17 protein-coding genes are annotated in these 21,199 nt (G+C 51.4%); all 17 read right to left on the reverse strand.

Annotated elements, in window-relative coordinates; genetic code table 11:
- Positions 1–8: 8 nt before the first annotated feature.
- Positions 9–593 (reverse strand): nucleotide exchange factor GrpE, encoded by a 585-nt coding sequence (grpE, locus tag EKM84_RS01275; protein WP_125762853.1) that lies wholly within the window; start codon positions 591–593, stop codon positions 9–11.
- A gap of 20 nt (positions 594–613) precedes the next feature.
- Positions 614–1,651 carry a heat-inducible transcriptional repressor HrcA gene (gene hrcA, locus EKM84_RS01280; protein ID WP_125762855.1) on the reverse strand — a complete coding sequence of 346 codons (1,038 nt, stop codon included), beginning with the start codon at positions 1,649–1,651 and terminating at the stop codon, positions 614–616.
- 940 nt (positions 1,652–2,591) lie between these two features.
- Positions 2,592–3,548 (reverse strand): riboflavin biosynthesis protein RibF, encoded by a 957-nt coding sequence (ribF, locus tag EKM84_RS01285; RefSeq protein ID WP_125762857.1) that lies wholly within the window; start codon positions 3,546–3,548, stop codon positions 2,592–2,594.
- 22 nt (positions 3,549–3,570) lie between these two features.
- Entirely contained in the window at positions 3,571–4,482 is a 912-nt protein-coding gene (truB, locus tag EKM84_RS01290) for a tRNA pseudouridine(55) synthase TruB (protein ID WP_125762859.1), read from the reverse strand.
- A gap of 466 nt (positions 4,483–4,948) precedes the next feature.
- Entirely contained in the window at positions 4,949–5,299 is a 351-nt protein-coding gene (gene rbfA, locus EKM84_RS01295; protein WP_125762861.1) for a 30S ribosome-binding factor RbfA, read from the reverse strand.
- Between the two features lie 19 nt (positions 5,300–5,318).
- A complete protein-coding gene (gene infB / locus EKM84_RS01300; protein WP_125762863.1) occupies positions 5,319–7,805 on the reverse strand; it encodes a translation initiation factor IF-2 in 2,487 nt (828 codons plus the stop codon).
- Between the two features lie 47 nt (positions 7,806–7,852).
- Entirely contained in the window at positions 7,853–8,155 is a 303-nt protein-coding gene (locus EKM84_RS01305) for a L7Ae/L30e/S12e/Gadd45 family ribosomal protein (protein WP_125762865.1), read from the reverse strand.
- On the reverse strand, positions 8,148–8,444 hold the full coding sequence (rnpM, locus tag EKM84_RS01310; protein ID WP_125579840.1) for an RNase P modulator RnpM: 297 nt from the start codon (positions 8,442–8,444) through the stop codon (positions 8,148–8,150). Before rnpM ends, EKM84_RS01305 begins: the two co-directional genes overlap by 8 nt.
- Before the next feature lie 26 nt (positions 8,445–8,470).
- Positions 8,471–9,736 carry a transcription termination factor NusA gene (nusA, locus tag EKM84_RS01315; RefSeq protein ID WP_125762867.1) on the reverse strand — a complete coding sequence of 422 codons (1,266 nt, stop codon included), beginning with the start codon at positions 9,734–9,736 and terminating at the stop codon, positions 8,471–8,473.
- A 21-nt stretch (positions 9,737–9,757) separates the two neighbouring features.
- Positions 9,758–10,231 (reverse strand): ribosome maturation factor RimP, encoded by a 474-nt coding sequence (rimP, locus tag EKM84_RS01320; protein WP_125762869.1) that lies wholly within the window; start codon positions 10,229–10,231, stop codon positions 9,758–9,760.
- Positions 10,232–10,358: 127 nt separating this feature from the next.
- Complete coding sequence (locus EKM84_RS01325; protein WP_225418108.1) at positions 10,359–10,577, reverse strand: hypothetical protein; 219 nt, start codon at positions 10,575–10,577, stop codon at positions 10,359–10,361.
- Positions 10,578–11,504: 927 nt separating this feature from the next.
- Positions 11,505–15,842, reverse strand: a complete 4,338-nt coding sequence (locus EKM84_RS01330; protein WP_125762874.1) for a PolC-type DNA polymerase III — start codon at positions 15,840–15,842, stop codon at positions 11,505–11,507.
- 81 nt (positions 15,843–15,923) lie between these two features.
- The gene (locus EKM84_RS01335) at positions 15,924–17,636 is read right to left on the reverse strand and encodes a proline--tRNA ligase (RefSeq protein ID WP_125762876.1); all 1,713 of its coding nucleotides are present in this window, start codon (positions 17,634–17,636) and stop codon (positions 15,924–15,926) included.
- A 35-nt stretch (positions 17,637–17,671) separates the two neighbouring features.
- Positions 17,672–18,949 carry an RIP metalloprotease RseP gene (rseP, locus tag EKM84_RS01340; protein ID WP_125762878.1) on the reverse strand — a complete coding sequence of 426 codons (1,278 nt, stop codon included), beginning with the start codon at positions 18,947–18,949 and terminating at the stop codon, positions 17,672–17,674.
- Between the two features lie 99 nt (positions 18,950–19,048).
- Positions 19,049–19,837, reverse strand: coding sequence for a phosphatidate cytidylyltransferase (locus EKM84_RS01345; protein ID WP_125762880.1), 789 nt, complete (start codon positions 19,835–19,837; stop codon positions 19,049–19,051).
- An 18-nt stretch (positions 19,838–19,855) separates the two neighbouring features.
- Positions 19,856–20,647, reverse strand: coding sequence for an isoprenyl transferase (locus EKM84_RS01350; RefSeq protein WP_125762882.1), 792 nt, complete (start codon positions 20,645–20,647; stop codon positions 19,856–19,858).
- A gap of 101 nt (positions 20,648–20,748) precedes the next feature.
- Positions 20,749–21,180 (reverse strand): hypothetical protein, encoded by a 432-nt coding sequence (locus EKM84_RS01355; RefSeq protein WP_125762884.1) that lies wholly within the window; start codon positions 21,178–21,180, stop codon positions 20,749–20,751.
- Positions 21,181–21,199 lie beyond the last annotated feature (19 nt).

Here is a 21,199-nt window from a genome sequence, read left to right on the forward strand (position 1 = left end):
TTATAAATTTATTGTGCCACGACAACCATTGCTGGCCGGAGAACCCGGTCCTTCAATTGGTAGCCCTTTTGCAGCACGTTAACCACCGTTTCAGCCGTTTGCCCGTCACTAACGGGGACGGATTGTACAGCCTGATGCAACGTTGGGTCAAATGGTTTGCCCAGTGCTTCGATCTCGGTCACGTGGTTGCGCTTCAAAGCGTCTTCCATGTGGTCGTAGGTCATCTGAACACCCTTCTTGATCTGCTTGCTGGCATCATCGGTCGCTTCAACCGCTAAAGCTCGCTCCAAATTATCAATCACGGGGAGCACATCCTTCGCGAGTTGCTGACCATCATACTTGATGAGCGACGCTTGTTCCTTTTGGTAACGCGCCTGCATGTTCTGCACTTCCGCCTCGGCCCGAAGATACTTGTCTTCGAAGTCATCCGCCTTCTTTTGCACGGCGGCTAATTGTTCAGCCGTAACGGTCGGCTTAGCGGCGGCTTTTGGTTCCGCCGCTGTGCCTTGCTCAGTCTTGTCTGGGTCTTGCTTAGTAGTGGCGGCCTTTGCCGCAGTTTCATCATCAGTGGATGGTTGTTGCTTGTCAGCCACGATAAAAAACCTCCCTTTCTTTACTCGTCATAAAACCGATAATAATCTAATAGTTTTTTCGCGAGCTCTTCACGAAACGCACCGACAATTCCCAACATCCGTGAATATGGCATCCGGGTCGGTCCCAGAATGGCAATCATACCCTTGCCGTGCTGGTTAACGTCATAGGTGGCAGTGATCAAACTGAAGTTACGGAGCGCATCGTTGGTCATTTCATTTCCGATTTGCACGGAAATCTTATCACTCGGTTGCCCCAAAACGTTGGCAATATCATCGGTCTTATCGATCAATGAATACAACGACTTCAGCGAATCCACGTCACTGTCCTGCGAGAAGTTCAACAGATTGAGCCGACCGCCTACGTAGAACCGCTCTTGTGCGGCCCGGGTGAGCACGTCGCCAAAAATATCTAGGAAGCCCTCGGGACTTTGTAAATAATTGGCGATCTTCATCGGAATATCTGCTTGCAACTTCTGTAAGACTTCTGGCAACGTCAAACCAACCAGCTGATCGTTAATCAACCGGACGACCGCCTCAAGCTGATCCCCAGTCACCGTCTCGTTCACGTCGAAGGTCTGGTTCTCCACATCACCACTATCGGTGACCAGGATGGCCATCACTTGCCGCTTGCCGAGTGGCACTAACCGGAACCCACTGAGACGACTGTTTTTCAATTCTGGCTTCAACGTAAAGGCCGTGTAGCTAGTCAGGTTGGACAAAATCGTTGCCGATTGCGAAATAATTTCGTCAATCTTATGGAAATCGCCGCCTAATGAAGACTGAATCACGTCAATATCGTTGGGCCGTAACGGATCTGGTTTAACCAGGTGGTCGACGTAGTACCGGTAACCTTCGCCAGAAGGAATTCGACCGGAAGACGAGTGGGTTTTCTCAATGAGTCCCTGCTCCTCCAGCGCCGCCAGCTCATTACGAATTGTCGCTGAGCTTACGTGGATGGGTAACTGCTTGGCTAATGTCTTGGACCCCACTGGCACACCAGTGTTAGTAAAGTCGCGGACAACGGCTCGCAGAATCATCATTTGTCTTTCTGAAAGCATCACAATCACCCCTTTTTTAGCACTCAAACGTCACAAGTGCTAAGACACATATATAATGTAGCAAAACCCGGTTTTGAAGTCAAGAAATCTGGTAGAATTTTTAGCAATCGTTGCTATTAAGTGCTAATTTTGGGAATTTACTGAGAAAAATACCCATTTTCAGTGATCTTTAACGTTTGCCGGCCCTGAACCAATAAGGACCGGCACCACCATAATCACCACGCCAGATGGTAACACGTCCCGGACCGTCACCCAATTAATTTGTCAAAATAACCGAGCCTAAATAAAAATGCCACGCGGCAACCCAGTTCCAGGAAGTGCGTGACACAATTTTTTTGAAATATGGTTAAGTAGGCTTTGCGTTAGACTAGCCAACATTATTTCAACCGGTGATACACAACTCTCAGAAACGAATGTGTCACGGTCCAAACCAGTGTCAGCCACAGGACTGGTGAAAATGAGCCACGCAGTCAATGTTAGTGACCAGAGGCGGGCCAAAGTGACCAGCTGTGTCGATGGCCTTAGCTGAGCGATTTTCTCAGCTTAGCCCATGGGACAACCTTTGTGACCGCTTCTCAGGCACAAAGTTGAGGTGGAAGCCCGCCCTTTGGCTGGAACCGGCCCCACAGCAGGGCACTTTGAGCCCGCCGTCGGGAACGGACACGACCATGATATTGTTTCGCCGGTGACACACCACATTCAGAAGCGAATGTATCACGGTCCAAACTAGTGTCAGCCGCAGGGCTGGTGAAAATGGGCTAAGCCGTGGGAGTTGCCTTAGCGGGTTTCCCGCTTAGGCAACTGCTATCTTTGAGACTCGGGTTATGAGGCTCAAAGTAAGTCTGAAGACCGCTTCTCAGGCTTCAGACGGGCGCCCACAGCGTCACGGCCCAGTTTTCACCAGCCCGGAGGCGGCGCCAACAACGACTAGTTTAGCCCGTTACGATTCGTGCGCTGCTAGTTGCTGGAAGTAGGCCCGCGTATCGTCCTCGTCCTGCTTCAACTGGGCCACTAGCCCGTCCGCGTCGTCAAACTTGACCTCGCCACGGAGCCGGTGATGCCATTCAACCTCAACGGGTTCGCCGTACAGGTCGCCCTGGAAGTCCAACAGGTTCATTTCAACCGTGATGGGCCGGTTATCCCCAAAGGTCACGTTGCGACCCACAGAGACCATCCCAGGGTACCAGATGGCGCCGACCTTAAGCCGGGCCGTGTAGATACCGATACCAGGGATCCATTCGTCTTGGGGTGCCAATACGTTGGCTGTTGGGTACCCAATCGTCCGGCCCCGGGCCTCGCCGTGAACGACCAGCCCGGTCGAACGGTAGGTATAGCCCAGCAATTGGTTAACCAGGTCAATATCTCCCGCCTTCATGGCTTCACGAATATGGCTGGAACTCACTTTCTGCGTACCATTCGCCTCTTCCGGCACGGTAATCACCTCAAAACGGCCCTGGGCGTAGCCGGGTAACAGGTCCATGTTGGCCACGTCCTTCTTGCCATAGGTGTGATCAAAGCCCGCCACCGCGGCCACCGTGTGAAAACCGACCAGGTAGTTGTCAACGAACTCCTGGGGACTTTGTGAAGCGAAATCACCGGTATAGTTCACCAGAAAGACCCGGTCAACGCCCAAACGGTCCAGCTGTTGGAGCTTCCGTTTGATAGGACTCAGATACTTTTGATCATCCACCTGTAACGGCCGGTAAACCAGGGCTGGATGGTGGTCATAGGTTAAAACGGCTAACTTAACGCCCTTAGCTTGCGCCACCGCCTTTGCCCGGTTGATGACCGCCTGGTGCCCCCGGTGAACGCCATCGAAAAAGCCCATGGCCAAAACGACCGGCTCATCGGGAATCTGACGTGCATCTAAGGGGTGATGTATGTGAATAACTTCCATTGGAAATTCCTCTTCTCAAAACTTAGTTCACCGCAAACATTTTTAGCGGTTTGTATTGTTGTTTTTCTTCAGACCACTGATACAGACACTTGGTCGCGCCTTGATACGTCAGGGCAATCTCCGGTGCCGTAGCGCCGTCTACCTCGTCCGTTGTCAGGAAGACCCCGTTCTTCACCAAAGCCCAGACACGGTCGCTCAGGGCCACGTGCGGGTATTCAGCCAAGGCATAGTCGATTGGCCGTAAAATGGGACTCAGATCTTCATTGGCCATGGCTTCGGCCACCTGGTCCAACGTCACCGTCTGGTCCAGGGTGAAGCCCCCACTCTTGTGCCGGGTCAACGAGGCCATGACCGCGGGCACGCCGAGTTGGCGACCCAGGTCAACAGCCAGCGTCCGGACGTAGGTGCCCTTGGAACAGGCCACTTCAAAGGCCACGGTCTGGGTTCCGGCTTCGGCATCAAAGGTGCCAGCATCGGTCAACGTAAAATGATCGACGGTAATCGTCCGCGTGGGCCGTTCAACCGTTTCACCAGCGCGCGCATACTCGTACAGCTTGCGCCCGTTGACCTTGACCGCGGAAAACATCGGTGGCGTCTGTTGAATGGTCCCGGTCAGCTTTGCCGTCGCTGCCGTTAATTGTTCAAAGGTGAACGGCGTGGTCAACGGTTGCTTCTCCACGACCTCGCCATCCAAATCTTCGGTCGTGGTCGCCAAGCCTAACGTGACAGTTCCCCGGTACATTTTACCGGAGGCCATCAGGTACGGAACGACCTTGGTCGCTGAGCCAATACAAATTGGCAAGACACCGTCGACACTAGGGTCCAGGGTGCCGCTGTGGCCAACCTTTTTGGTGTGTAAAATGTGCCGCAACTTGGCCACACAGTCGAAGCTGGTCATGCCGCGTTTTTTATACAGGGGAATAATCCCATCCATGCTGGTTCCTCCGTTTCATTTCTACGTGTTATTTACTGGTGAAAATAAGGTCTCTAACCATCCGCTTCCGGCGGCGGGTTCAAAACTCCCTGCTGTGGGGAACGCTTCCAGCCTGAAACCCAGTCTCCAAGGTCGTCCCATGCTCTAAACTGAGAAAGTCGCTCAGCTAAGAGCATCGACACAGCTAGGAATTTTGACCCGCCTCTGGTCGCTTACATTAGCCACCCATTTTCACTATTTCCACAGTCCAGCCTAATTGGCATCAAACTCATGCAATAACCCGTCTCTTTTGGCTATCAATTTATTTTAACTAATCCTAAGACGCATAGCTCATATAGTTTACCACAGACAAAAGGTTGCTGGCTAATGGAAACCCCAGAATTACGTTGTCGTCGCGCGCGTTAACCGCCACCGCACAGAAAAAGGACCCCGGTCATTAACGACCGACGCCCTCTTGCACCAGCGATTACTCGCGGCGATGTAAATCATTTAACAGTTCATCGATGTGACTCCCATAACGGACGGAAGAGTCCTGTTCGAAGGTCAGCTCTGGCGTCTTGTAGATGCTCAAGCGTGACCCCAATTCGGACCGGATCAACCCAGTGGCCTTGTTCAGACCTTGCTGCGTCTTTTCCGCTGAAGAAGCCTTGTCGGATAAAATGCTGTAGTAAATCGTTGCCTGCTGCAAGTCACCTGTGACTTCCACGCCGGTAACGGTGACGCCCTCGACCCGCGGATCGCGGACACGTTTTAGGAGAATATCCGTAACTTCCCGCTGGATTTCTTGTTCCAACCGGCCAACTCGATATTGTGCCATGACGTTTGCCTCCGATTATTTATTTAACGGGAACTTCCTTCATCACGTAGGCTTCGATCACGTCGCCCACCTTGATGTCGTTGTAGTTCTCGATAGTTAATCCTAATTCATAACCCATCTTAACTTGCTTGACGTCGTCCTTGAACCGCTTCAAGCTACCCAACTTACCTTCGTAAATGACCACGCCGTCACGAATCAACCGGACGTCGCTGTCAGCGTTGACGTAACCTTCAGTCACCATCCCACCGACAATTGTGCCGACCTTAGAGGCATGGAAGATATCCTTGACTTCAATTTCACCAGTGATTTCTTCTTCGTAGGTTGGTTCCAACAGCCCCTTCATCGCCGTCTCAATTTCATCGATAGCGTTGTAGATGACGTTGTGCAGCCGGATGTCGACCTTGTCGCTGTCGGCTTGGGCCCGTGCTTGCGGCGTTGGCCGGACGTTGAACCCGATAATGATGGCATCTGAGGCTTCCGCCAAAGTGACATCACTTTCGTTAATGGCACCAACGGCAGAGTGAATGATGTTGACCCGCACGCCAGAGACGTCGATCTTCTTCAAGCTCCCAGCCAAGGCTTCAACGGAACCTTGAACGTCGGCCTTGATGATGACGTCAACTTCCTTCATTTCGCCTTCCTTAAGGGAATCGAAGAGGTTGTCCAACGTGACATGACTCGTGTTCCGGCGTTCCTTGACCAAGGCTTCCTTGGCCCGTTCTTCACCGGCTGCCCGCGCAGTCTTTTCATCGTTGAAGACCACGAACCGGTCCCCAGCTTCTGGCACGTCGTTCAACCCAGTAATTTCAACAGGGGTTGATGGCACGGCGTCCTTGATCCGACGACCACGTTCGTTGACCATCGTCCGGACACGACCAAACGTGTTCCCAACAACGATTGGGTCCCCAACGTGTAAGGTCCCTTGTTGAACCAGTAAGGTCGCAACAGAACCTTGACCTTGATCCAAACGGGCTTCGATAACGTTCCCAGCACCGTTTTGTTCAGGGTTAGCCTTTAATTCCAAGACTTCGGACTGCAGTAAGATCATGTCGAGCAGTTCGTCGATATTCTTGCCAAACTTCGCTGAAATTTCAACGAAAATGGTGTCGCCACCCCAGTCTTCAGGAATCAATTCGTATTCCGTCAATTGTTCCATAACGTGGTTCGGGTTAGCACCTGGCTTATCGATCTTGTTCACAGCCACGATAATTGGCGTCCCAGCAGCCTTCGCATGGTGAATGGCTTCGATGGTTTGTGGCATAACCCCATCATCGGCAGCAACCACTAAGACAGTGATGTCGGTAATTTCGGCACCACGGGCCCGCATTTCAGTAAAGGCCGCATGTCCTGGGGTATCCAAGAAGGTAATCAGCTTGTCATTGTAGTGGACTTGGTAAGCCCCAATGGCCTGCGTGATCCCACCGGCTTCACCCTCAGTAATGTGAGAATGACGTAAGTGGTCCAGCAACGTCGTCTTCCCATGGTCAACGTGACCCATGATGGTAACGACTGGTGCCCGAGAAACCAGGTGATCCTTGTTAGCCATTTCTTCATCAAAGGCCTTATCGATATCAGAAACGTCGACTTCAACCTTTTCTTGGGCCTGGATGCCATAGTCGTCGGCCAAAATTTCAATCGTATCCTTATCCAGGGATTGGTTTTGGTTGACCATGACGCCCAACATGAAGAGTTTCTTCACGATTTCAGCTGAAGAACGGTGTAAGATTTTTGCCAAGTCTTGGGCGTTCATCCCATCGGAGTAGACCAGAACTTCTGGTAAAGCCTTGTTCTTCCGTTCTGGTGCGCCCTTGTGTTGGTTCGTGTCCTTAATCCGTTGGTTCTTCTTATAACGATTGTTGTTATTATTACGACGGCGGTTATTGCGGTTGTTCCGGTTATTACGGCCCCCACGGCTATTGCCGTTGCCACCGTTGCTACGCCGGCCGTTACTATTGTTTGTATTATTATTCAAGCTTCCACCAAATCTGCCGGTACCGGAATTATGTTGCTCAGTGTGTGTACTCCCGGTCTGGCCATTATTTTTATTGTTGTTACGGTGATTCTGATTGTTGCCCCCATTACCATTATTATGGTTCCGGTTGCCATTGTTGCCGTTCTGTTGGTTACGGTTCCCGCCAGCCGAATTTTGCTGTGAACGTGGTTGTTTCCCGTTCGTAGACGACTTCTGCTGATTACCGGACTGCTGCGAACTCCCATGGTTCTGGTGAGTCGTTGCGTTGCCACGGGTTTGGTTCCCGGATTGTGCTGGTCGGGCAGCCTGCGTACTTGACGCAGATTGCCGAGCCGGCTGCGACTTACCAGCGGCTGGTTTAGCTACTGGCTTGCCTTGAGGCTTAAAAGCAGCCCGTAACTGACGTTCTTCGTTCTCGCCGAGCGTTGACATGTGGTTTTTCACCGGAAAGCCTTTTTCTTCGGCTTTCGCGATGATCTGTTTACTGGAGACATTAATTTCTTTTGCGAGTTCATAGATTCGCTTTTTCCCCATATCTTCACACTCCTTAATATTCTACCGATCACGAGAACGTCAGGTGGCTACTCAAGTAATTGTTGTAACTTCCGGACAAATCCCGGATCAGTAATTGCGATGACCGTGCGCGCCGACCCAATGGCCGTGCTCAGTTGGTCCTTAGTAAATGATTCATTCAATGGGACGCCATAGCTCGTCGTTTTATCGCGAAATTGCTTTTGGCTACTCTTACCGGTGTCACTGGCCATGAGTACCAATTTAGCTGATCTATCCCGCACGGCGGCTAGGACAAAGGACTCGCCGGTAACCAGTTTACCTGCTCGCCGGACCAGTCCTAATAATTGTAAGGCACGCTCGGGATTAGTCATTGTCGAATAATTCCCGTCGTGCTTGCTGATGATCAACATACGCAATTAAATCATCGTAAAATTGATCATCGATCTTAACACCAAAAGCGTGGTCAAAGGTCCGTTCCTTCTTGGCCCGTTGCGCAATGGCAACATCCAAACTGATGTAAGCCCCACGCCCGGATTGCTTGCCGGTAGGATCAATGCTGACCGCTTGTTCTTGGTTGCGGACGACCCGCACCAATTGTTTCTTTGGTGCCATTTCCCCAGTCACAATATCCTTGCGCATAGGGATCTTCCGTTGTTTCATGGACCTAACCCTCCTTGTAAATGGCGCTATTCGGCGTCGTCACCGTCGTCGGTAGCGTCACTAGTGGCGTCGGTATCCGCTGCTGAATCAGCTGGGGTTGCCGTTGCGGCATCTTCAGTCGTTTCAGTCTCAGCTGATGGAACGTCCGTCGTGGCTTCAGTGGTTGCAGCCGCGTCTTCATCAGGCGTCGCTGCGGCAGAAGTATCACTGGCGTCAGTCGTGTCGTCGCTAGCAGTCTGATCAGCTTCCATTATAGCAGATGCTTCGGATTCTGATTTGATATCGATCTTATAACCGGTCAACTTAGCGGCTAAACGGGCATTTTGGCCCCGCTTACCAATGGCCAGGGATAATTGATAATCTGGCACGATAACTTGGCAAGCCCGTTCGTTGTTCGGGTCAAAGATAACGTCCAAGACTTCGGCTGGGTTCAACGCGTTAGCGATAAACTTGGCTTCATCATCGGTCCATTCAACGATATCCATGTTTTCACCACCGAGTTCATTCACGATGGTCTGAACCCGTTGACCACGAGGGCCGACACTGGTCCCCACGGGGTCGATATCAGGGTTGTTTGAGCGAACCGCAACCTTGGCCCGGTCACCGGCTTCACGCGCAATCGCCATGATTTCCACAGTCCCATCGTAAACTTCTGGGACTTCTTGTTCAAATAACCGCTTCAATAAATCGGCGTGGGTCCGGCTAACAAAGACTTGTGGGCCCTTGGTGGCGTTTTCCACACGGGTCACGTAAACCTTGATGCGGTCGTGAATCCGGTAGGTTTCGTTAGGCATTTGATCCTGACGACCCATCACGGCTTCAACCTTGCCCAAGCTGACGTAAACGAACCGTGAATCCTGGCGTTCAACTTCCCCGGTCACGATTTCATTTTCGTATTGGCTGTATTGGTTGTAGATGATGTTCCGTTCGGCTTCACGAACCCGTTGCAGGATAACCTGTTTGGCCGTTTGCGCAGCGATTCGACCGAAGTTTTTAGGGGTGACCTCAAACTTGATGTCATCACCAATTTCGTAACCCTTGTTGATGGTCAGGGCTTCATCCAGGCTAACTTCCAACCGTGAATCGTAGACTTGGTCAACGACTTTCTTAACGGCAAAAACGTGAATGTCCCCTTTCCGTTGGTCAAAGTTGACCTCAACGTTTTGGGCTTGGTCGTAATTACGCTTGTATGCCGAAACCAAAGCGGCTTCGAGGGCGTCAATCACGATTTGTTTGTCGATGCCTTTTTCCGTTTCCAGAACATCTAAGGCACCCAATAATTCTTTACTCATGTGTTGTTTCGCTCCTTATTGTTAGAACTTGATAGCTAACCGGGCTTGCGCAATGGCATCGCGGGGAATCGTTAAGGTCTTGATGCGACCTTTTAGATTAACCGTTAATGCCAGACTATCTGCGCTTAATGATTCCAAAGTTCCTTCATAAACCTTGCTATTACCGATCTTTTGGTAAAGGGACACGTGGATGTAATCCCCCACAGCCTTTTCAAAGTCGGCCGGCTTCTTCAATGGTCGTTCGGCACCCGGTGAGGATACCTCCAAGAAGTAGGCTTGAGGAATGGGGTCTGGATCTAAGCTATCCATTTTTTCGGATATCTCATCACTGACCATCGCACATTCTTCAATGTTGATGCCCCCCGGCTTATCGATGTAGAGCCGCAGGTACCAACTCTTACCTTCTTTGACAAATTCAACGTCAACTAGTTCAAACTGATGCTGCGCCACGATTGGCTGGGCTAAGGCCGTCACGGTCTCGACGACAGTACTCAAAGAATTCCGCCTCCTATATTTTTCCATTAAAAAGAGTGAGCAATGACTGCTCACTCATTTAAAAAACGAGTTTAACTACAAGAGCTAGTTTACTACAGCTACCGCGTGATTGCAACCGTGGTGCCCCTTACGCTTCACAAGTCAACAGGAGCAAAATGAAACCGACAATCGTGATAAATTCAAAGACTAAGAAATTCAAACGCGTCGTCGCCATCGATTTCAAACTAATGGCCTTAATTAACGTGAGGATGAAAGCCACCACGAAGTAGGCTAACACCATCGCCAAGAACGTGGCCTCACCCACGCTCGCCATGATACCGAACAAAATGTAACCTAAGCCAAGCAAACAATAACCTGCCAGAAAAATCCACCCATCTGGTAATCTCACGAACCGCCGTAACATGGTGAACACCCGCTTTCGCTAAAGTTTATTAATGGTTTACGTTTTCCTTAAGTAAATTATACCATAGTTAGCGGGTCTTGTAAGCGTTTACAGTTCGATTGTTTAGGCATTTGCTCTTTGTCTACGACTTACCGGGAAGCGAAAATAAATCGGAACGCGGTGGGCGAACGACCGGAGCCAAATTACGGTCTCCGGTCTTACTTTGAGTCGCTGAGAATCGCGTCTCAAAGACAGCAATGCCCTAAGCGGCAAAGTGCGCCACTAAGGGCATTCCCACGGCTGAGCCCATTTTCACCAGACCTGCGGCTCACACTGTCTTAGCCCAAGATCACGATTAGCTACCCATATAGGCAGTCACGTAAACTGGAAATACCTTTAGCAAATTCTAACGCGCAATCTAACGGTCATCGAACTAACTCATTTGACCAGGAACTTTTTCCGTCATCATTGCTCTCTCAAAACTTTCAGTGCTGACTTTAAAAAACAAAAATAAGCGTAAACAAAAAGGCAGAACCCCTCTTGGGAATTCCACCTTCTTAACACAAAGTCATACACAATATCATACAAAGTAACCTGATGTTGCCGTGAACCGGGTTCAACTAGTGTCAGCCGTGAGGGCGGCGAAAATAAACTCAGCTGTGGGAATTGCCTTGGCGGTTCGCCAAGGCAATTAGCGTCTTTGAGACTCGTCCTTTGAGGCTCAAAGCGAAGCCGAAGACTGCTCTCTGGCTTCGGCTGTCCGCCCTCAGCGTTCCGGTTTATTTTCACCGCCCGGTAAGGCGCCGTGACCGCGAGAGTTGAACCAGCGTTCCGGCCCATTTTTCTCGCCTGGCAAGGCGCGGCCAACGCACAACTTTGCGGCAGGAGCGGTTACATCATGTCGTCGAAGAGGCTGAGTTGGTTCTCGTCCGGCAAGCCCTTCAGCACGCCGTTCTCAGTCATAAAGTCGATGATGGTCTTCGAGACCTTCCCGCGTTTGGCCAGATCTTCCTTGGAAATGAATGGCCGGTCGTTCCGGGCAGCCACGATTTGCTTGGCGACGTTCAATCCCAAACCAGGTGCGGCTTGGAATGGCGCAATCAGCGTGTCACCATCAATGATCCAGTCGGCAGCGTCGGAACGTTCCAAGTCGATCATCTTAAAGTTGAAGCCCCGTTCGAGCATTTCGTTGGCCAATTCCAACACGGTCAGGAGGTTTTTGTCCTTGGTGGACGCATCCATCCCCTGGTCGTTGATGGCCTTCATAGCCGCCTTAACCGCCGTCTTCCCCTGCGACATGGCGACGACGTCAAAGTCATCGGCCCGCACGGAGAAGTAAGCCGCGTAGTAAATGATTGGGAAGTAGACCTTGAAGTAGGCCACCCGTAACGCCATCAGCACGTAGGCTGCAGCATGGGCCCGGGGGAACATGTACTTGATCTTCAAACAAGAATCAATGTACCAGTCCGGACAGTCGGTCTCCTTCATTTTCTCTTGCCATTCATCCGGGATACCCCGGCCTTTCCGTACGTGTTCCATGACCTGGAAGGACGTTTCGGAATCAAGACCGAAGTTGATCAAGTCGGTCATGATGTTATCCCGACACCCAATCACGTTGGCAATGGTGGCGGTACCGTTCTTGATTAATTCCTCGGCGTTTCCTAACCACACATCGGTCCCGTGAGAGAGGCCAGAAATTTGGAGCAATTGCGAGTAGTTCTGCGGATGCGTTTCTTCCAGCATCCCCCGGACAAACCGCGTCCCAAATTCAGGTACACCCAGCGTCCCGGTCTTGGATTGAATTTCTTCCGGCGTCACGCCTAAGGAATCCGTCCCGGAGAACAACGCCATGACCCCGGGATCATCCATTGGAATGGTCTGCGGATCGACCCCAGATAAATCTTGGAGCGTCCGGATCATCGTGGGATCATCATGTCCCAGAATATCAATTTTCAAAATATTATCATGGATCGAATGGAAATCGAAGTGGGTCGTTTGCCAAGCCGCGTTCTGGTCATCGGCTGGGTACTGGATCGGCGTAAAGTCGTAAATATCCATGTAGTCCGGCACAACAATGATTCCCGCGGGATGTTGCCCCGTGTTTCGCTTGACCCCGGTCACACCCTTGGCTAGCCGGTCAATCTCGGCGCCCCGTAAGTTCTGCTCGGTGTCTCGTTCGTAAGCCTTGACGTACCCGTAACCGGTCTTGTCCGCCACCGTCCCAATTGTGCCGGCCCGGTACACATTTTTCTCACCGAACAAGACTTTGGTATAGTTGTGGGCAATCGGTTGGTAGTCCCCGGAGAAGTTCAAATCGATATCGGGGACCTTGTTTCCCTTAAACCCTAAGAAAGTTTCGAAAGGAATGTTATGGCCGTCACCGATCATTAACGTGCCACAGTTGGGGCAATTCTTTTCGGGTAAATCGTAGCCAGAACTGTATTCCCCTTTGGTATAGAAATGAGAATACTGACAGTTCGGGCACCGGTAGTGTGGGGGCAACGGATTCACTTCGGTAATTCCGGTGAACGTGGCCACCACACTGGACCCAACGGACCCCCGTGACCCAACTAAGTATCCATCCTTATTGGATTTGGCTACCAATCGTTGGGCAATCAAATAAATCACGGAGAACCCGTTGCCGATGATGGACTTCAGTTCCCGGTCGACCCGGTGCTGCACCAGTTCGGGCAGCGGATCGCCATACCACGCGTGCGCGGTATCCATGGTCCGTTGCCGAATTTCATCCTCGGCACCCTCCATCCGTGGTGTGTACAGCTTATCCTTTAACGGATGAACCTCGTCCACGTCGTTGGCAATCTTCTGCGTGTTGGTGACCACGATTTCCTTGGCCGTTTCCGGTCCCAGGTAAGCAAAGTCGTCCAACATTTCATTAGTTGTCATGAAATGCGCGTCCGGTAGTTCGTGACGGTTCAGCGGGTTAGCGCCCCCCTGGGAGTGAATCAGGATCTTTCGGTAAATGTAGTCTTCCGGATCCAGGTAATGCACATCCCCGGTCGCCACAACGGGCTTGTTGAGGTCATGCCCCAGCTTGACCATGTTGCCCACAATCTCTTCCAGGTTGGCCTCGTCAGCAATCAAGCCGGAATCAATCAGGGGTTTGTAGGCCGCCTTGGGTTGGACTTCCAAGTAATCATAGTACTTGGCCTTCGCTGCCGCCTCGACCTGGCCCTTTTGCATCATGGCCGTAAAGACTTCACCGGACGAACAAGCTGAACCGACAATGATGCCGTCCCGGTACTTGTCCAGCAAGCTGCGTGGCACCCGTGGCACCCGGTAAAAGTAGTCCACGTTCGAGGCCGAAACCAGCTTAAACATGTTCTTCAACCCGTCCTGGGTCTTGGCAATCAAAATGGCATGGCTCGGCCGTGCGTGCTTATAGGCATCGTTGTCGGTCATGTGATCGTTTAATTGATCATGATACTGAATATTGTAGCGGTCCTCGGCATCCTTCAGGAACAGATAGTTCAAGTGTCCCGTGGATTCCGCATCGTAAACGGCTCGGTGATGGTGCTCCAGGCTGACATGGAAGCGTTTAGCCAAGGTGTTTAACCGGTAACTCTTCAACGTTGGGTACAGGAACCGTGCCAACGTTAAGGTATCAATGATCGGGTTACTGATTTCGGGCATCCCGTGACGTTGGTATCCGGTGTTCATGAACCCCACGTCAAACGTGACGTTATGCCCAACGATGATGGCATCCCCACAGAATTCGCGGAAGAGCTTAAAGACTTCCTCTTCCGACTTGGAACCGGCAACCATATCATCCGTAATACTGGTCAAATTGGTGGTCTGCTCGGACAGAGGGAACCCCGGGTCAATGAATTCTTCAAACTGTTCGATGACGTTTTTATGCTGCATCTTGACCGCTGAGAGTTCGATAACTTTATCGTAAATGGCAGACAACCCAGTGGTTTCCACGTCAAAAACAACGTACGTGGCCCCGTCTAAGGCCTCGTGAGCGCTGTTGTACCCGATTGGGACCCCATCGTCCACCAGGTTAGCTTCCACCCCATAGAGCATCTTGATTCCTGCCTTAGACCCCGAATTGAAGGCCGCCGGGAATCCCTGAACGTCGGCGTGGTCGGTAATGGCCAGCGCTGGCATCCCCCACTTTTTCGCCCGGCTCACGTAATCCGTGATGGGGTTCGTCGCATCCATTTGGCTCATGGACGTGTGTAAATGGAGTTCGACCCGTTTCTCATCCGCCGGCGCGGTATCCTGGCGCATAGCGTGCTTAACTTGGTTGATATCGTAGGCGTTCAAGGCCAGGTCATGCATGTAGGTATCTTCCTGCACGCTCCCGCGAACCTTGACCCAGCTACCTTCTTCGACCCCAGCAAATTGGGCTTCATCTTCCGCTCCCCGAGAGAATTTTTTCACGGCAAACGAGGACGTGTAGTCGGTGATCTTTAGGGTCAACAGTTGCCGACCTGACCGTAACTTCCGCACTTCCTTGTCGAAGACGTAACCTTCAACCACCACGGAGCGTTCCTCTTGGGTAATATCCACCATCCGCGTAATTGGTTGGTCACCCTTGATGGTCTTCCCAATCTGAGTGGGACCCTCCGCAGCTGGCGTATCGCCCTGGGCGGCTCGTTTCTGATTGGCCTTTTCAATCGCCGCAGCCGCCTGTTGGGCCAGCTGGGCATCGTTCTTTTCCTGACGGGCTTTGAATTCATCAATCTTGGCCTGCGACTTAGACTCGTCGACCATGACCTTGATATTAAACTTAGGGAACCCGGCATCCCGGTACGTGGCTTCCAACGGGCCGAGGGCCTGGTTGGTCAAAAAGTCTTTGACGACCTCATTTTGCGCGTATAACAGCACCCGGTTATCTTCGTCCAGCCCCGGAACCTGTGACTGACATAATTCCTGCACCAGGTTACTGGTCAAGCCGCTGTTTTCCACGACCCACTTCCAGTAGTCCCCGAGCGCCCGGTTCGTCAGTTCCGGCTGGTCCACTTCCAAGGTCGCCTCGACCTTAGCAATATCCTTAAAGGCCATTTGTAAATGATTGTGAAAATCAACGAAAGCCGTGAACGGCATCAAACTTGGTAACTTCAAGAAGAAGTGCCACCGCCGTGATTGCTCGTGCACCGTGAGCCGGTCGATGGTGGCCGTCTGGAAATACGGTTGCGCCGCAGCAGCAGACAGATCTAGTTGTTGTAGTAATTTTTCAAATAAAGCATGGCGATCTTCGTCCACGAGGAAACTCCTTTCATAACTTGAAACATTTCTGTGAGGAACCAAAAAGACCAGCCATCAATGCTGGTCTTTACGGTGTCGCTAGTCGATGTCCTTGAACAGGATTTCAACGGTACTAGCAACCTCGTCCTTGATCACTTCGACCGTTTCACCAGTCTTGCGAATTTTAATTTCAACGATACCTTCGCCGGCCTTTTTCCCAATCGTGATGCGGACCGGAATCCCCATCAAATCAGAGTCAGCGAACTTCACGCCTGGGCGTTCTTTCCGGTCATCGGTCAGCACGCGGTAACCCTTGGCCGTCAACTCATTTTCGAGTTCAGCCGTCAGGTTAGCTTGGTCTTCCTTCTTCAGGTTGACGGGAACCAGGTGAATATCAAATGGCGCGATGTTCCGGGGCCAAACCAGCCCGTTCTCATCAGCTTGTTGTTCGGCGATAGCGGACAGTAAGCGGCTCACACCGATACCGTAAGAACCCATCACAACAGGCTTTTGCCGGCCACCTTCGTCCAGAACGGTTGCGCCGAGTGCATCGGAGTAACGCGTTCCTAACTTAAAGATATGGCCAATTTCAATGCCCTTAGTAAACTTCAAGACGCCGGAACCATCTGGTGACAGGTCACCCGGTTGGACATCTCTAAAGTCATCGTAGGCGTCGACCCGGAAATCGCGGCCAGCGTTGGCGTTCACGTAATGGTAGCCATCTTCATCGGCACCGACGATCACGTTGACCATGTCGCCCACGTATTGGTCGGCTAAGATCTTAACGTCTTCACCAACACCGACAGGGCCGAGCGAACCAAAGTTAGCGTTCAGGAACTTCTTGGCGTCCTCTGGCGTTGCGGGGTCTAAGAAGTCAGCATCCAAGTAGTTCTTTAACTTGGTTTCGTTGACTTCGTGATCCCCACGAACCAAGACCATGACGGGTTGTTCCTTGTTGGCAATGTAGAGCATGCTCTTGATTAAGGCTGTTGGCTTCACGTCAAAGAAGTCGGCAACTTCATCAATGGTCTTGGCACCAGGCGTCGCCACCTTCTTCAGGTCTTCGGCTTGGGCGTGAGACTTCTTACTGATAAAGAGGCTCTTCGCCATTTCCAAGTTAGCCGCATAATCAGAGGAGTCGGAGTAGACAATCGTATCCTCCCCAACGGGTGCAATGGCGGAGAATTCCTTGGAATCTTTCCCACCCATGGCACCACCGTCCCCAACGATGGCCCGGTAGTTCAAGCCGACCCGGTTGAAGATGTTCTCGTAAGCCTGTTCCATTTGATCGTAGATTCGGTCTAGGTCTTCATCGTTGATTGAGAAGGAGTAAGCATCCTTCATGATGAACTCACGGCCCCGTAATAAGCCGTACCGTGGCCGATCTTCATCCCGGTACTTAGGTTGGATTTGGTACATCACCAATGGCAACCGCTTGTAAGACTTAACGGCGTCACGAATCAACATGGTAAAGGTTTCTTCGTGGGTCGGCCCTAAGATAAAGTCCGTGTCGTGGCGGTTCTTAAACTTAAATAAGTTGGGACCGTACGTCTCGTAACGGCCAGAATCTTGCCATAAGGTAGCGGGTAAAATGGCTGGCATCAACGTTTCAACCGCGTCAATCTTTTCCATTTCCTCGCGAATGATCGTTTCGATGTTCGCTAAGACCCGGTAAGCCAGTGGCAAATAAGCGTAAACCCCCGCAGTGACTTGGCGAATATACCCCGCCCGTAACATCATTTGGTGGCTCAACGCTTCTGCCCCATTCGGAACTTCCTTCAAAGTTGGAATGAGTAGTTTCGATTGTTTCATAGTTAAATATTCCCTTCCCGTAACGACCGAATTTGTTAATGAATGAAGTAACGTTCAATATCGTTCCACGTCACTAAGAGCATCAGTAGAACTAAGAACCCGACTCCCACCAACGTAATCGCCGCTTCCACATTTTCTGAAAGTGGTTTGCGTCGAATGGCTTCAATAAAGTTTAATAATATTTTACCACCATCGAGGGCTGGAATTGGCAATAAATTGACAATTGCCAAGTTAATTGAGAGGAATGCTAAGAAGTTCAGCACCCCAACGGCCCCGTACTGCGTGGCTTGAGAGGTTGTCGCAAAGATGGCGACGGGCCCCCCTAAATCGTTCAAGCTAAAGTGACCGGAGACCATGTGCCACAGCGCACCAAACAACGCCTTGGTCATCGTCCAAGTTTGGGTAAAACCAGAAGCCAAAATGGCCCCAATGTGCTTGTCCTGCGCCTGGGTAATCCCAATCATCCCCACGGTCTTGCCGTTAGACTTTTGGCCAGCGGGCGTCACCGTGACGTGCTTCGTGGTGGACCCCCGTTGAATGGTCAGCGTGGTTTTCTTATGCGCCAGTGGCTGGATGGCGTTGCTCAGATCCGTCCAGCTCGTGGTCTTCTTGCCGTTGACGGCGGTAATCTTATCGTTCGTCTGGACGCCGGCCTTCTTGGCCACAGAAATCGGTGAACTCGCCACCTGAATCTGGTTGGTGCCCATCGCCACGCCACCCTGAACGAATGACATGAGCATAAAGGTCACGATTGCCAACAAAATGTTGTTCATCGGCCCGGCAAAGTTCGTCATTAACCGGCGACCCAGCGTAGCGGACTGGAACTGAACGTCCTTAGGCGCAATTTGCAGCTCGGTCCCGTCGGCCTCAATAATGGTCGCGTTGTGGGCCACACTGTAGCGCTTAACTTCAGATTCGTCGCCGTTCTCGTATCCTTCGATCCAGAGTTCGTCCTCCAGATCAGTGCCGGTGACTTCCAGCGGAATCCCGTTAAATAACGTCGATTTCTTACTGGTGTTGATTCGTTCAACTTGCTCATTGTCGCCGACGTAGAGGCTGACCGGCGTCCCAGGCTTAATTTCTTCCTCGTCGTCCTCGGCCCCAGCCATCCGGACGTACCCCCCTACCGGCAATAGCCGCAGGGTGTAGGTCGTCCCATCTTTTCCCCGGTGATAGACCAACTTGGGGCCCATCCCGATAGAAAATTCACGCACCAGGATCCCACCGCGTTTGGCAAAGTAAAAATGCCCGAACTCATGCACGATGACCAGAATCCCGAAAACGATAACAAAGGTAATAATCGTTGTAATCACAGGTGTCGTCCCTTCTTCAGTCGAGAGTAGCGTTTCGTTTTTGCATCTGCTCCCTAGCATACCCTAAGAACCCTAGGGGGCGCAAGCGAACAGCTAAGTCTAAATCAATCCGAATAAATGGATGACTGGCAGAACTAACAGTAAACTATCGAACCGGTCTAAGATGCCACCATGACCGGGTAAAATCTTCCCAGAGTCCTTGACGCCGTAATAGCGTTTCAAAGCGGACTCAACCAGATCACCGAACTGACCCACGATGGAGAAGACCAACGTCAATAGGACCATGACCAGTAAGCTGTAGTGACCGATCGGGTAGAAGTACCAGAAGACACTCCCGACAATCGTGGCCACTAAAGATCCACCGATGGAGCCTTCCCAGGTCTTGTTGGGACTGATGTGGGGGGCCAACTTATTCTTCCCAATCTTCCGGCCAATCATGTAGGCCCCAGAGTCGGTCGTCCACACGATAAACAGCGCGTACAGCAGAGCAATCAAGCCCACACCCCGTGCGGCGATGAAGAAGTGAAAGCCAATCCCGATGTAGAGCATGCTCAGGGTAATCACCCCGGCATCGTCAAAGGAGAACCGGTTCTTGGAAACCACCGTCCGTAACAATAATAACAGGACAAACAAATAAACGATGTACCAAGGATTCAGATAGCTGGGTAACCAGTCCCACCAGCTGCTAGGTGCGATAACGGCAATGATGCCGATACCAGAGATCCAAGCTTCTGGGCTGACCAGCAATTTTTTCCGCATGATCAGGACTTCTGACAACGCAACCAAACCTAACGCAATGGCGGCGATGTCCACCCAGATGCCCCCCGCGATAATAATGGGGATAAATATGATTAAGGCGATGACCGCCGTAATAACCCGTTGTCTCATGTTAAAAGCTCCTCAATTTTATTTTTTCTCCGGTTCGGAGGCTAATCCCCCATACCGCCGGTGTCGTTGTTGATACTCATAAATAGCCTCTTCCAGAGCTGTTTGGTCAAAGTCTGGCCAATGTTGCTGGGTGAAGACAAACTCGCTGTAGGCGACCTGCCAGAGCATAAAATTCGACAGGCGCTCTTCGCCACTGGTCCGAATCAACAGGTCAGGATCGCGCAAATCGCCGAGGTCACTGGTCATCAACTGCTGGTCGATGGCAGCGTCATCAATTTTGGCGGGATCCAAGGTGCCTGCCTGAACTTGTTGCGCTAACGTCTGGACGGCCGTCACGATTTCTGCACGACCCCCGTAATTCAACGCGAAGTTCAACACCATTCCCGTGCAATCAGCAGTGTCTGCGATTGCATCCTTGACGGCCTTTTGCGTCGCGGCTGGCAATTGATCCGTGTACCCCATGACTTTCACGCGAATGTTGTTCTTGATTAGGTCGGGCACAAAGGTCCCAAAGAAATCCACGGGCAACTTCATCAGATAATTAACTTCGGCGGTTGGCCGCTTCCAGTTCTCCGTTGAGAAGGCGTACAGGGTCAACACCTTAACTCCTAAGTGACTCGCTGCCTTGGCAACTGTCTTGACGGTGTTCATCCCTTGCTTATGTCCGGCAATTCGGGGCAAATGTCGCTGCTGCGCCCACCGGCCGTTACCATCCATAATGATGGCGACGTGAGCCGGGATGTTGGCGTCATCCAGCTGGCGTTCTGTCACTTCACCCGTTGCTTGATCTTTTTTTGAAAATGAAAACACGGCGCACCTCCATTGGTCTTTACAACCTCTCATCATAACAAAAAAGAGACCGGGAAACTATCCCGGCCCCCAAATTGAGCGAAAACTTTAATTTTGACCGGCTACTCAATTAACCGCCATTCGCCACGCTTAGCGTCCGCTAAGGTGCCAAAGTAGCTTAACAGGTTGTTGGCGTCATCGGCGCTAACTTGGCCTAACAGGTTCAGGCCTTCCCCGGTTGGGAGTGGGTCGGACAGGTCCGTGATCTCATTACCGTTTTCGATAGTTGCCTTAGAAAAGGCCACGATCCAGTCGTCACCGATTAATTGGGTCACCACAAAGAACAGGTTGAAGTCATCGCTAACAAAAGCTGGTTGGGCGTATACGCCGTCTTGAATTTGCTCCAGTTCAGCACCGTTGTAGTTCAAGATTGAGACGTTTTCCGCGTTAACCGGATTGTTTAAACGAAAGACCATTTTACCAAATTGTTCAGTACCTGGTGTGATCTCAATGTTTTCTGGGTCTTCTTGGTTATTTTGCTTGTCTTCTGCCATAATTTAAGCGCTCCTTTTT

It is taken from the genome of Levilactobacillus mulengensis, assembly GCF_003946045.1.
GTDB classification, from domain to species: domain Bacteria; phylum Bacillota; class Bacilli; order Lactobacillales; family Lactobacillaceae; genus Levilactobacillus; species Levilactobacillus mulengensis.